Origin of the sequence: Mycobacterium sp. AT1, assembly GCF_002043095.1 — a bacterium.
GTDB lineage: Bacteria > Actinomycetota > Actinomycetes > Mycobacteriales > Mycobacteriaceae > Mycobacterium.
On the sequence record NZ_MVOC01000047.1, the window covers coordinates 1 to 12940 of the forward strand.

Below are 12940 nucleotides of genomic sequence, written 5' to 3' on the forward strand. Positions count from 1 at the left end.
GCGCGGCGGTGGCGTCTGTCAGGCGACTGGTGGATGAGTCGGATGAACGCCACGTCCACCGATCGGGGGACACCCTGCGAGCGCGCGGCTCGCGACCTAGGCTGTCGTCATGGCCGACAACGAACTGTGCTGGACGCCCGCCACCGCCCTCGCCGACGCCGTCAGGACGGGTTCGGTCAGTCCGACGGAGATCGCAGAAGAGTTCGCCGACCGAATCGAAGCGGTGAACCCACGGCTCAACGCATACATTCACTTCGACCGTGAGCAGGTCTTGGCCGACGCCGCGAGCCTGCAGCAGGACGTGGCCGACGGCAACACCCGAGGACCGCTGCACGGGGTGCCGTTCTCGATCAAGGGCTTGACCACGATGGCCGGTCTGCCGTTCGACTCGTCGCTGAAACCGTTGGCCGGCACCGTCGGAACGCACGACGCCACGGTGGTCACCCGATTGAAGGCAGCAGGCGGCCTGTTTCTCGGCAAGACCAACGCGCCCGAGTTCGGCTACTACGGCGGCACCGACAACCACGTCTACGGACCCACGCACAACCCATGGCGTCACGGCCACACCGCCGGTGGCTCGAGTGGCGGTGCGGCGGCCGCGGTGGCGGCCGGGTTGGGTCCGCTCGCGGAGGGTGCCGACGGCGCGGGTTCGGTGCGCATTCCCTCCGCGATGTGCGGCGTGGTGGGCTTCAAGCCGTCGCTCGGCCGCATCCCGCACACGCTTCTCGACGGGCGGCACTACACCCACGTCTTCCACGGACCGATCACGCGGACCGTCGCCGACGCCGCGCTGATGTTCTCGGTGATGGCGGGACCGTCGGACTCCGACCCGAACAGCGTGCCGTCCGACGGAGTCGACTACGCCAGGGCGGTCGAGGGTGACGTCACCGGCTTGCGGGTGGCCTGGTCGCCCAATCTCGGTCTAGGTCACGTCGACCCCGAAGTGGTCGCGGTGTGCGCAGAAGCGGTGCGCGCGTTCGAATCTCTCGGTGCCACCGTGGAGGAGGCCACGCCGGACTGGGGTGATCCCGAGGAGGCCATGTGGAAGGGCCTGTGGGTGCCCGGTTACTCGTGTGAGTACGACGTGCTCGACTGGAGGAACCAGCGCGGCGAGGTCGACGACAATCTGATCGAGATCTTCGCGCAGGCCGAAACGTTGACCGCAGTCGAGATCGGCCGTGCGGAAGCCTTCCGCGGCAGGATGTGGGACACCTTCAGCGAATTCATGCGGACCTACGACATCCTGGTCAGCCCGACACTGGCCAGCCCCACCTTTCCACTGGACCGGTTCGCCCCAGAGTGGCTCGACGGTCAGTCGTTGCAACGCCAACTGCTCGGCTGGTTGCTGACCTACCCGTTCAACATGACCACGACGCCCGCCATCACGGTGCCCGCCGGCTTCACCGCGGACGGTCGGCCCGTCGGGTTGCAGATCGCCGGTGCGCACCGTGCCGACGCCGCTGTCCTGCGCGCGGCGGCGAACTACGAGGCGGCCCGGCCTTGGGCCGACGCCAAACCCGATGTGACTACAGCGCTTTGAGCCAGAACGGCCAGCGCGGATCGGACATCTTGAGCCGGGCTCGCATCAGCTTCCAACACCCGTACTTGTGATAGTCGAAGTCCCACGCTGAACTCAGCTGCTGGTTGACGCACGCCCACAGCCCCCACTTCGTGTCGGCCAACGCGCCGCACACCTGCACGCGCGCCAGCAGACCAAAGTCGGCGCGGCCGTAGAAGTCCTCGACGAGTTCGTTGATCAGTTCCTCGGTGTAGAACATCTCGGTGGTCAACAACGCCAACTCGTAGGCGCGTTCATTGTTGGACGCGAACTCGTAGTCCACCAACTTCATCGGCTCGCCGTCGGCGACCAGGAAGTTGCCCGGCATCGGATCGTTGTGGCACGCAGCCAGATCCAGCCCGGATGCCAGCAGCGCCTGCTTGGCTACCTGGTACTCGCCGAGGATCAATTCAATGTCCTGGGGGAGCTTGACGTCGAGCTCGTTGGCCTGGGCGAGGTGCTCGTCGATCATGTCGAACATCGTCTTGGTGACGGTCAGCAGTTCGCCGTCGTGCAGTTCCCGGTAGATGTCGATGATCTGGCGGGGGACGTCGACGTTCTTGAAGTCCCCGTTGGTGCAGGCGCGGTAGCCCTCAAGGAACTCGATGACCTCGACGCCGGTGGCCGGATCGAAGTGGACCAGTTCGGGGCCGATGCCCTTGACGCCCGCGCGGCGGGCGGCCTCGTTGGCCAGGGCACGGTCGATGAACGTCTCGCTACCGGCGCCGGGAATCTTCAGGAAATAGCGGGTGTCGGTGCCCTCGACGGTGATCCGCCAGTTGCTGTTCTGCAGGCCGCCAAGCACCGGGGCGTACTCGAGCCGCTTGCCGTGCCACGGTTGGATCGCCGCAAGGGCCGTCTCGACACTGCGTTCGGTGTCGGTGCGCGCGGTGCCGACCGCCCGGTTGCCGGTGGTGTCGCGGACGGAGTCGATGCTGCTCACAGGTTCCTCAGCCGATCGTGGAAGTGGATGTCGCCCAACCCGGCTCGGGCTCTGAGGAACTGCCAGTCGGACAACTTCGAGTACTCGAGGGTGCCCGGCCGCGCCGCGTCCGCGTAGGCGCCGATCAGACCCCAGCGGACACAGTCGACGATGCCGTAGACGCGCGCCCGGTCGAACAGGGCCTGGTCGAAGCTGCCCCACGCCGTTTCGAAGGCCTGCCGTGCGGTCGAGTCGAACGGCCGCACCTCGGCCAGCAGGATGCCGATGTCCTGCAGCGGATCCATCACCGCCGCCACGTCCCAGTCAAGCAGCAGCATCCGCCCGTCGGCGGGCAGTAAGACGTTGGAGACGTTGCCGTCGCCGTGGCAGGGTGCCGTGTCGAAACCGGTTGCCACGATCCGTTCTTCGGCCATCGCCAGCATCCGAACCATCCACTCGAAGTCCGCAGGCAGGGTCACGGAGTTGGCCGTGGCGAGGTCGGTGAGCGTGCGGACGTCGTCGAAGACCGTGGCGGAGCGGGTGATCGACCCGAATTCGTGGACCCGTTTGCGCAGGGCTATCAGTTGTTCGAGCTTGGCGTCGTCGTCGAACACGTTCAACGTTGCCGTCGACGCGGTGTCGACCAAGTTCTCCATCACCAAGAGGCCGGCGGCGGGATCCGACGCGTGTACCGCTGGGCCGACGCCGTTCCCCCCGGCCTCGGTTGCGGCCGCGAACGCCTGCAACACGTCGACGTAGGCGCTGGCGTGGCCGATCATCGACTTTACGAAAGCCGATGCCGGTGAAGTGGATTCGCCACCGGTCCGAACGTCGAAGCACTCCGAGTCCGCGCCCCACCAACTCGGGCTTGCCATCGTCGGGGCGGCGTCGGCGGTGATGTCGGCGTCGACGAACAGTCCCAGGGAGTGCAGCGAGTCGGCGATGTCGGTCGTGGGCATCAGTTTCCTCCCGTGCGGACGGCGGCCGGGTCGGGCCAGGTGATCGTGTCGGGGCGCTTGCTTTCCAGCCACTTGGTCAGACGCAGTACCTCGGAGTCGGCGAACCGGGGCCCGATCACCTGGATGCCGATCGGCATGCCGCCAGCGAAGCCGAAACACAGGGCCGCGGCCGGCTGCGCCGTCTGGTTGGCCCAGGCGGTGAAACCACAGTGCGCCAACGGGTGCGACCGGTCGAGGCCGACCTCCTCGGCGGCGAACCCGACCGTCGGGATGACCGGTGAGATGACGTAGTCGAATTCGGCGGACGCTGCGCGCACCAGCTCCGCCGAGCGCGCCACCGCCTCGCCGTCGCGGGTGAAGTCGGTCGCGGAGCGGTCCGCGCCAGGGGCGCACCAGCCCCGGATGGCGGGGTGTACCAGCTCGCGCAGGTCCTCGCGGATGGACTCCAGTTCAGCCGCCGCACGCACCTGAAACAACCGGTCCAGCGCGGGGTAGGGGTCGTCGCGAAAGAGCGGTGCCATCGTCGAGACGTCCGCGCCGCCGTCCCGGAGCGCGGCCGCGGCGTCGGTCAGCACCGCCAGCACCGCGTCGTCGGCGCCGAAGTTCGGCCCCAGTTCGGGTAGCACGCCGATGCGAAGACCGCTCGGCGCAAGGGGATCTCGGGGCGTCGAGCCCGACGGCGGTGCCAGACTCCACAGGTCGCGGACGTCGGGGCCGGACAGCACGTCGTACATGTCCATCACGTCGTCGACCGTGCGACCCATCGGCCCGGCCGAGCGCATGGTGGACGGGGCGGTGTGCGGAACGCGGCCCTGGGTGGGCTTGAGCGCGACCAGACCGCAATGCCCGGCAGGCAGTCGCACCGAGCCTGCGATGTCGGTGCCCACCGCCGAGAAGCCGATGCCCGACGCGAGTGCGGCACCCGCACCGGCGCTGGAGCCGCCGCTGTTTCGGGAGGTATCCCACGGATTGCGGGTGATGCCGTAGAGCGAGCTGACACCGGCGGCCATCATCCCGAAGTCGGGCATCGTGGTCTTGCCGACGATGACGGCCCCGGCCTCCTTCAGTCGGGCGGCGGGTGGGGAGTCGAACGTCGAGTCGGGCACGTCCGCGTTGGCGGCGCACCCGTGTCGCCACGGTGTTCCGACCGCATGCACGCTGTCCTTGATGGTCACCGGTAGCCCGTCCAGCGGACCCAGTGGCGCGCCCGCGGCCCACCGGCGGGTGGCCGCCTCCGCTGCCGCCGCGGCGCCGTCGGCGTCCACGTAGGCCATGGCGTTGACGGCTGGATTGCGGGCGTCGATCCGAGCGAGGGTGAGGGTCAGGACGTCGACCGGGGTCATGGCGCCACTGCGGTACGCCTCGCGCACCGCGTCCGCGGGGGAGTCCAGAACGGCGTCGTCGCTCACGAGACGTGCGCCGTCTCGAGAGCCCCGGTCACCATGCGCCGAGCGGTCTCGGTCAGGGTGTGCAGCCCGGCGAGCATCTGGGCGTCGGTGCTGAACTCGCGTTCGTTGTGGGAGACGCCGTCGATGCTCGGGATGAACAGCATGACCGTGGGGACCAGCTCCTTGAGGTTGACCGAGTCGTGCCCCGCCATGGTAGGCATTGCCCGCCAACGCAATCCGAGGTCGTCGGCGACGGTACCGGCCAACGCGATCCCGGAGTCTTGGTAGCGGGTCGAGGGACGCAGCGCCGCAGATTCGACCTCGACGGTGACCTCGCCGGCCTCGGTGATGTCGGCGATCTTGTTCAGGAAGGACAGGTGCGCGGCTTCGACCGTGTCACCGTCGAGGGCCCGCAGGTCTGCCGCGAGCCGCACTCGGGCGGGCACCACCACCGGGGAGTTGGGCTCCACGGTGAACCGTCCGACCGAGCCGAGCACCGTGTCGGCGCCGAACTCGTCGGCGACGGCCCGGACGGCCAACACCACCTGGCTGGCGCCGACCAGCGCATCGCGGCGGTACCGCATGTGCGTGGCACCGGTGTGGGACTGCTCGCCGTGCACGGTGACGACGTACTTGTAGGCGGCCCAGTTGCTGGTCACCACCCCGATGTCGAGGCCCTCGTCTTCGAGGGTGCGGCCCTGCTCGATGTGGATTTCTGCATACGAGTTCGCCGCCGGGGCCGTGTCGTCGCCCTGAAAGCCGATGTGACTCAAAGCATCCCGTACCGAGACGCCGTCCTTTCCGACGGTGTCGAGGACCGCGTCGGCGGTCGTCTTGCCGACGTAGACCGCGCTGCCCATCAAGCTGGGCGAGAAGCGGGAGCCCTCTTCGTTGAACCAGTTCACCGCAGCCACGTTGTGTCGCGCCGCCCCGGGCCGGCCGTCGACTTCCGCCGCGACCGTCGCTGCGGCATACGCGCCAGCCAGGACCCCGTAGGCGCCGTCGAAGCGGCCAGAGGTCGGCTGGCTGTCCAGGTGCGAGCCGAGCAGGACGTACGGGGCGTCCGCCGCGACCTCGACGCAGCCGTACATGTTTCCGACCGCGTCGACCCGGCACTGCAAGCCGTGCTGGACGAACCAGGCGCGCAACCACTCCCGCGCGCGACCGTCGGCCGCGGTGGCAGCCTCCCGGTCCACCCCGCCGACCGCGGTGGCGCCGATCGCCGACAGTTCGGCGAAGTCGGCGAGGAACGCTGCGTCGGTCAGTTCGCGGGTCATCGTTGTTCGTCGGCCAACTCTTGCACCTGTTCGTCGAGGGACACCGGCGGCGTCGGCGCCGGGATTCGCATCTTTGTCTTCGCGGCTTCGAACATCTCGTTCACCCGTGTCTTGTCGGCGTCGTCGGTCTTGACCAGCACAGCGGCCGCGAGGAAGACGGCGAGGTTCACCACCAAGCCGACGATACCGCCGGTCAGGCTGCCGAGCCAGCGAATGTCATCGGGGTAGATCGTGGTCAGCACCATCGCGACCAGGAACCCCGAGATCATGCCCGCCACGGCGCCCTGCTTGTTGCCGCCCCGCCAGAAGATGCCGAGGAACAACGGCACCGACAGCTGAATCACGCCCTGGTAGGAGATCTGGGCGAGCAGCTGCAGCCGCGTCATGTTGAACGTGGCGTAGGCGACGACACCGGCGGCGATCATGAAGACCAGCATCGAGGTCTTCGCGACCTGGGTGAGCCGCTTGTCCGTCAACGGGCGCTTCGTGGTGTTGACCAGATCGTTGGCGATCTGCAGACCGCATACCTGCACGCTGCCGTCGATGTGGCCCATGGAGGCGGCGAAGACGATGGTGATGCCGAGTCCGAGCAGCCAGGTGCCGCCGTAGTCGCTCATGATGGTGAACCAGCCCGCCTGTGGGCTGTCGGCGACGTCGGGCATGACCGTTGCGGCGATGCCGACCAGCATCAGCAGGGTGTAGAAGACACCGGAGATCAAGACCGTGCACAAGGTGCCGGACTTCACCGACCGCACGCTGGAGGCGGTATAGATTCGTTGGAAACTGGTTGGCCAACAGAGGGATCCGACCACACCGGTGAAGATGAGCGCGAAGATGTACAGCGGTCCGTATGCGTCACCGTCGCCGGGCAGGACGAGGTACTTGTCCGCCACGTCGTTCAGGTGGGCGACGCTGATCGGGCCGCCCGCAATCCCGGACAGCAGCACCACGCACAGGATGGCCGAGAAGACGTAGGCGACCGTGCCCTGGAAGGCGTCGGTCATGATCAGGCCGCGCATGCCCATGCGGACGGTCCAGTATTGCCGGACGAGGATCACCGCGAGGCCGACGATCAGGCACGTTGTCACCGACCATGCGCCGTCACTGGCAAGCTCGAAAACGGTTCCGAGAGCTTGCATTCCGAGGACCACCCAGGGGAACAGCGAGACGATCCCGATGACGCTCGCGACGATGCGCACCGCGGGGGAGTCGAACCGTTTGCCCAACAGATCGGGCTGGCTGCGCAGGTCGTACTTCTTGCCCCAGCGCCAGGCCCTGGTGGCCATGAAGTACATCATCGCCACGCCGAGGCTCGAATACGCCAGGCCATATAGGCCGAAGACACCGGCACCGGTGGCCAACCCGAAGAAGGCGATGAAGGTGGAGCCGGGCCACCACGAGTTGACGTAGCTCATCGCGACGTACCACGGCCCGTAGCTGCGGCCGCCGACCGCGTACTCGTCGAACGTGGGTGTCGTCTTCTGTTGTGTCACATAGAGAATGGCGATGACGATGGCGTAGAACACCGCCAGCATGGCGAGCATGATCCACATGTCAGCCTCCGAGGCCTTCTGCGAGGGGTTCCAGCGAATCGTCGTCGAGTTCGCCGCGGATGTCTTCAACGATGTAGAAGGCCGTCAGGGTCAGCCCGAGCACCAGGGCGTCGATCACCCAGTACATGATCGCGAAGGGGATTCCGAGGACGTCGAATCTGCTGCCGCTTCCCCACAAATAGAGGGGTGGAAATAGGGCGAAGAGCAGTGCGACGGCGTACAGCGCCCCAAAGAAGGTGACGATGGACCGTCGACTAAGTCCCTGGATGAAGGCCTTCATGACTGAACTCCTAGCTCTTTCCGATTGCCAAGCAGTGGGGCGGCTACGTATGCGCGCAGGGTCTCGTGAATGAGCCCGTTGCTGGCAATTCCGTTGCCGCCGTCGAACACTCGTCTCCCGTCGAGGTTGGTGAACCGCCCACCGGCCTCCTCGATGATCACTGGCATCGGCGCGAGATCGTAGGGCTGTGTGGTGTAGTCGACCACGGCGTCGGCGAATCCGCAGGCGACCATGGCGTATCCGAACGCGTCGCCCCAGGTGCGCACGGTCACTCCCTGCGTCCGAAGGTCCTCGACGACGTCCGGCTCCCAGTCCTCCAGCCAGGTCGCCATGACGTAGGCACCGTCGAGGTAGGCGCGGTCGGACACCCGGACGGGGACGTCGTTGCGCAGACACCCCTTGCCGCGTTCGGCGCGGACGACGATGCCTGCGCTCGGCATGTTGATGATGCCGAAGACGATCTCGTCGCCTTCTTGTAGCGCGATGAGGTTGGCGTACAACGGGACCCCGCGGACGAAGGACTTGGTGCCGTCGATGGGGTCGACGATCCATCGGTAGCCGGAATCGCCTTCGGTGTCGGGGAACTCCTCGCCGACGAAACCGTCACCAGGGAAGTTCGCCGCCACGGCGTCGCGCATGGTCTGCTCGATCTCCCGGTCGGCCGCGGTGACCGGGGTGCCGTCGTGCTTGGTTTGCACCGACATCGCGCCGCCCTCGAAGTATTGCTTCGACAGGGTTCCGGCGCGTTCGGCCAGCTCAAGAGCGAGGCCGATGCGGTCTGCCCGGTTGTCGCTCATGGTTCTCGAGTGTGCGACTAGACCATTTCTGGTTTCTAGGGTCGCATGTTACGCACATGTAACACTCTCGAATGGCGGATGCCTGGTCGGCCGGTGGTGGGTATCGTTCCGCCATGCTCCTTCTCGAGCACGTGTACGAAGCCTTGGTGCGGCTGGCTGGCGAGCTCGCCGACCGTGGCGAGTCCAGATTGCCGACCGAACGCGTGTTGGCGGATCGACTCGAGACGTCGCGCACCACGGTGCGCAAGGCACTGGAGCGGCTCGAGGAAGACCAGGTTATCCGTCGGGTGCGGGGCCGAGCCGGGGGCTCCTACCTCACCGCGGCGAGGCAGACACCTCCGGACATGGCGCGACCACTCTGCCACGGCCACAGCATCCTTCGCAGCCTCAACACGGTGAAGGGCATCCCAGAGATTCTGCACGAACAGGGGTTTCGCGACGGGACCACCGTCATCTCGGCCGGGTTGGTCCCGGCGACGGCGGGGATCGCCAGTGCTCTCGGCCTCGCGGAGGACGGCCAGGTGGTGGCCTTGAAGCGACTGCGCCACGCCGACGGGGAGACGCTGTCGCTGGAGCGGATGTACCTGCGCCCCGAGCTCGCCGGTCTGCTCGCCACCGAGATGAAGTCGGTGTACCGCACGTTGCGGGTTCGGTTCGGCGTGCAAATCTGCGTCGCCGACGAAGCCATCGAGATCGCCACCCTCTCGCCGTCAGAGGGCGCACTGCTCGACCAGCCGGCGGGAACGCCCGTGCTCAAGCTGGAGCGCACCGGCTACGACCAACGGGGTCGGGCCGTCGAATACTCCGTCGACCTGTTCCGGGCCGACCGCACCCGCCTCCACGTGCGGTCGCAGTCGCCGGTCACCCCACGGCGGTTGTGACCCCGGCGTCTGGAACCAAGACCAGCCAGCTGTCAGGCGGGTGAGCAAGTCTCAACGAGGGAGAGTCGACGGTAGGCCTTGGCCCGACAGCAGCGCGGTGATCTTGCTGCGTTTGTCGTCTAGGTCGCGCAGCTGGCCGTCTATGCCGCGTAACGTCTCGCGGATCACGGCGGCCACCCGCGGGCACATGTCCACGTCGTCACCGTTGAGGCACGGCAACAGTTTTCGAATGGTGTCAGCGCTGAAGCCCGCATCGATCAGCGCCCGAATCTGCCGCACGGATTTCACGGCTGACTCGGGATAGTCGCGGTATCCGTTCGAGTGACGGTTCGACCGGAGCAGCTGCTGCTCCTCGTAGTACCGCAGCGCTCTGGTGGACACGTCACATCGTCGTGCGAGTTCGCCGATTCGCATTGTCCCTGCCTGTGTGATCGTCGCCTCAAGGGGCTTGACCTTGACGCTGACGTGAAGGTTTAGCGTCCAGACTATGACAGCACCACGCCTCGTCGCAGATCCAGACGTCATCCGAATCGGAGGTGGCCCTCCGCTCGTCCTCGCCCACGGCGCCGGGGGCAGCGTCAACGCGAACTTTGGCCAGGTAGTCGACGCCATGTCCGCGACCCGCACGTTCGTCGGCATGAACTACCCCGGATCGGGTGCGACGCCGCAAGACTCGGGAGCGCTCGAGCTTCCGATCCTCGCCGATTCGCTGGTGAAGGCGGCGGTCGACGCAGGTTTCGAGACGTTTCCGATCCTCGGCTTGTCACTGGGGACGGCCGTTGCCGTCACGGCCGCCGCCCGTCACCCGGACCGGGTGACGGGACTGTTGCTAACCGTCGGGTTCGCCCGCGTCGACCAGCAGCTGCGACTGGTCGTCGACACGTGGACCGCACTGGCGGCGAGCGGTGATCGCCAGGCATTGGCCGGCTACCTGGTAAGCCTGTCCTCCCCGGCGGTGCTCGGGGGGCTCGACCGGGTAGCCGCCGACGCAGCCGTGGCGATGACGCACGACAACTATCCCGCCGGCGGTGCGGACCAGGCGCGGTTGGCGGCATCGGTCGACACCGTCGACGCGTGCGGCGAAATTGCCGTGCCGGCAGTCGTATTCGTCAGCGGACAGGACCGCATCGTGCTGCCGGAGTCGACACGTCTGCTGGCCTCGGCGATACCTGGCGCGACGTCGATCGAGTACTCCGATGCCGGGCACATCTTCACGCCCGAGGAGGCTTCGGTGTGGATCGACGACATCGGTGAGTTCCTGCGCGCACACGACCTGTGAAGGCGCCCGGCCCGTTACGGACCGCAGCATTGGCGGGGGCGCTGTTCGTCTATCTCACGGCCGAGATGTTCCCGATCGGCGTGCTCACCGACGTGTCGTCGGATCTGCACACCACTGAGTCCGGTGCCGGTCGGATGCTCACCGTCTACGCACTGGTCGCGGGGGTGGCGATCCTGCCGACGGTGGCGTTGACGCGGCACCTCGACCGCCGCGTCGTGCTCGTTGGCTCGCTCGTGGTGCTTGCGGTGTCGCAGGCGGTGCTGGCGTTCGCGTCGAACCTACCGACCGCATTGGCGGCCAGGGCGATTGCCGCAGTGCCTCACGGACTGCTGTGGTCGACCGTACCGATCGTCGCCGTGTCGCTGGTGTCCGAGGACCGGCAGGGGCGCGCCACCGCACAGGTCTTTCTCGGCGGCTCGGCCGCGCTGGTGGGCGGAGCGCCCCTCATGACCGGTCTCGCCGCCTGGATCGGCTGGCGCCCCGCGGCGGGTGTATTGGCCGCGGTGGCAATGGTGCTCGGCGTGCTGCTGAGGGTGATCCTGCCCGCTTCGCCGCCGGGCGAGGAGGCATCGGAGCCGACGCCCCGGGAATCATCATGGATCACGTGCGTCGTAAGGGTATGCGTCCTAACGGTTGCAGTGGTGACTGCCAGTTACGTCCCGTACACGTTCTTCTCGGTCATGGCGCAGCCGTACGGTTTTCACGCATGGTCCCTTGGCGGCCTGCAGATCGCGTTCGGCGTGGCCGGCTTGCTGGCAGTTGCGCTGATCGGCAGGATCATCGACCGCAGTCCCGATTTCGCGTTGACGCTGACGGTAGCGGGACTGGTGACGGCATTCGGTGTGGTGGCACTGGAGCCGCCCATGCCGGTGTTCGTCATCGGCGTGATCCTGTGGGGCGCAGCGCTGGCATGCGTGGCCCCGACGATGCAGACCGCGGCGCTGCGCAGTGGGCCGGGCGACCAGGTGATGGCCTCGGCGCTGTACGTCCTCGCGTTCCAGATCGGCATCAGCGCGGGTTCGCTGCTGGGCGGCATCGTGCTCGACGGTGCAGGCCTGCGTTGGCTACCGGTGTGCGCACTGGCCGGGCTCGCACCCGTCGCGGCGGTGCTCGTCGCCCAGTCGCTTGCGGTTTGCGTTCGAGCGCGCTCGAACCCCTAGCGTCGCGCTCATGTCAGTCACCACGAACCACCTCACTTGGATCATCACCGGCGCCTCCCGCGGATTCGGCAGGGCCATCGCCGAATACGCACTCGAGATCGGGGACACCGTGCTCGCCGCGGTGCGGGAGCCGCGTGCGGTCGCGGACCTGGCGGAGCGGTATCCGGACCGATTCGCGTCGACCCCTTTCGACGCAGGAAGGACCGCACAGGTCGACGGCGTGGTCGACGAGGCGCTTCGGCGATTCGGTCGCGTCGACGTCCTGGTCAACAACGCGGGGCGCGGCATCATCGGTGCCGCGGAGGAAGTGTCGGACGCCGACCTCCGCGAGGCGATGGACCTGCATCTGTTCGTCCCCGCCGCCCTGGTCCGGGCCGTGCTGCCGACGATGCGTGACCAGCGCAGCGGAACGATCATCCAGATGAGCAGCCAGGGCGGCCGAGTCTCGTTTCCCGGTGCGGGCTCCTACTCGGCGGGAAAGTTCGCCTTGGAGGGTTGGTCGGAGGCGCTCGCCGGCGAGGTGGCTCCGTTCGGAGTTCGCGTAATGGTGGTGGAGCCCAGCAGGTTTCGCACCGGATTCAACCAGCCCGACGTGATCGCCTTCGCCGAGTCGAGCCCCGTCTATCGCGAGGCGCTCAGTGCCATGCGGGCCGATCTGGCTCGGGTCGACGGGGTCCAGGAGGGCGATCCAGTCAAGGCGGCGGAGGTGATCGTCGACCTGGCGCACGCCGACGACGTCCCGCTGCGGCTGCCGCTGGGTGCCGAGGCCGTCAGGCGCATCGGCAACGGCTACCGCACCAATCTGGAGGCACTGGAGAAGTGGGCCGACGTCGCGATCGGCACCGACTTCGCGGACGCGCCGCCGTCGGTCCGGCCGGTTTAGGCT

At 67.4% G+C, this 12940-nt stretch carries 13 protein-coding genes; 5 read left to right on the top strand and 8 right to left on the bottom strand.

The annotated features are described in order from the left end of the window. The first annotated feature begins 109 nt into the window (after positions 1-109). Complete coding sequence (locus B1790_RS21270; protein WP_079925246.1) at positions 110-1540, top strand: amidase; 1431 nt, start codon at positions 110-112, stop codon at positions 1538-1540. Here the strand turns inward: B1790_RS21270 and B1790_RS21275 are convergent. The 7 genes from B1790_RS21275 to B1790_RS21305 are packed head-to-tail and all read right to left on the bottom strand — an operon-like array spanning position 1527 to position 8734. Next, positions 1527-2501 carry a choline/ethanolamine kinase family protein gene (locus tag B1790_RS21275; RefSeq protein ID WP_079925247.1) on the bottom strand — a complete coding sequence of 325 codons (975 nt, stop codon included), beginning with the start codon at positions 2499-2501 and terminating at the stop codon, positions 1527-1529. The genes B1790_RS21270 and B1790_RS21275 overlap by 14 nt on opposite strands. Continuing rightward, positions 2498-3439: a phosphotransferase gene (locus B1790_RS21280; RefSeq protein ID WP_079925248.1), complete on the bottom strand. Its 942-nt coding sequence runs from the start codon at positions 3437-3439 to the stop codon at positions 2498-2500. The genes B1790_RS21275 and B1790_RS21280 overlap by 4 nt, the downstream gene beginning before the upstream one ends. Beyond that, complete coding sequence (locus B1790_RS21285; RefSeq protein WP_142271435.1) at positions 3439-4848, bottom strand: amidase family protein; 1410 nt, start codon at positions 4846-4848, stop codon at positions 3439-3441. The genes B1790_RS21280 and B1790_RS21285 overlap by 1 nt, the downstream gene beginning before the upstream one ends. Further along, on the bottom strand, positions 4845-6104 hold the full coding sequence (locus tag B1790_RS21290) for a M20 family metallo-hydrolase (protein WP_142271436.1): 1260 nt from the start codon (positions 6102-6104) through the stop codon (positions 4845-4847). Before B1790_RS21290 ends, B1790_RS21285 begins: the two co-directional genes overlap by 4 nt. After that, the gene (locus tag B1790_RS21295; protein ID WP_079925249.1) at positions 6101-7657 is read right to left on the bottom strand and encodes a sodium:solute symporter; all 1557 of its coding nucleotides are present in this window, start codon (positions 7655-7657) and stop codon (positions 6101-6103) included. The genes B1790_RS21290 and B1790_RS21295 overlap by 4 nt, the downstream gene beginning before the upstream one ends. Before the next feature lies 1 nt (position 7658). Continuing rightward, on the bottom strand, positions 7659-7937 hold the full coding sequence (locus B1790_RS21300) for a hypothetical protein (RefSeq protein ID WP_079925250.1): 279 nt from the start codon (positions 7935-7937) through the stop codon (positions 7659-7661). Further along, entirely contained in the window at positions 7934-8734 is an 801-nt protein-coding gene (locus B1790_RS21305) for an inositol monophosphatase family protein (RefSeq protein WP_079925251.1), read from the bottom strand. Before B1790_RS21305 ends, B1790_RS21300 begins: the two co-directional genes overlap by 4 nt. Positions 8735-8847: 113 nt before the next feature. Here B1790_RS21305 and B1790_RS21310 point away from each other — a divergent pair, with 113 nt between their 5' ends. After that, the gene (locus B1790_RS21310; protein ID WP_158083864.1) at positions 8848-9615 is read left to right on the top strand and encodes a GntR family transcriptional regulator; all 768 of its coding nucleotides are present in this window, start codon (positions 8848-8850) and stop codon (positions 9613-9615) included. 51 nt (positions 9616-9666) lie between these two features. On the opposite strand, the gene B1790_RS21315 is transcribed toward B1790_RS21310, so the two are convergent. Then, the gene (locus B1790_RS21315; protein WP_079925253.1) at positions 9667-10029 is read right to left on the bottom strand and encodes a MerR family transcriptional regulator; all 363 of its coding nucleotides are present in this window, start codon (positions 10027-10029) and stop codon (positions 9667-9669) included. A gap of 73 nt (positions 10030-10102) precedes the next feature. On the opposite strand from B1790_RS21315, the gene B1790_RS21320 reads away from it, so the two are divergent. Genes B1790_RS21320 through B1790_RS21330 form a run of 3 tightly spaced genes read left to right on the top strand, consistent with a single transcriptional unit; the run spans position 10103 to position 12937 of the window. Beyond that, a complete protein-coding gene (locus B1790_RS21320; protein ID WP_079925254.1) occupies positions 10103-10894 on the top strand; it encodes an alpha/beta fold hydrolase in 792 nt (263 codons plus the stop codon). A 29-nt stretch (positions 10895-10923) separates the two neighbouring features. Next, positions 10924-12054 carry an MFS transporter gene (locus B1790_RS21325; RefSeq protein WP_142271437.1) on the top strand — a complete coding sequence of 377 codons (1131 nt, stop codon included), beginning with the start codon at positions 10924-10926 and terminating at the stop codon, positions 12052-12054. A gap of 10 nt (positions 12055-12064) precedes the next feature. Further along, complete coding sequence (locus tag B1790_RS21330) at positions 12065-12937, top strand: SDR family NAD(P)-dependent oxidoreductase (protein WP_079925256.1); 873 nt, start codon at positions 12065-12067, stop codon at positions 12935-12937. Positions 12938-12940: the final 3 nt, after the last annotated feature.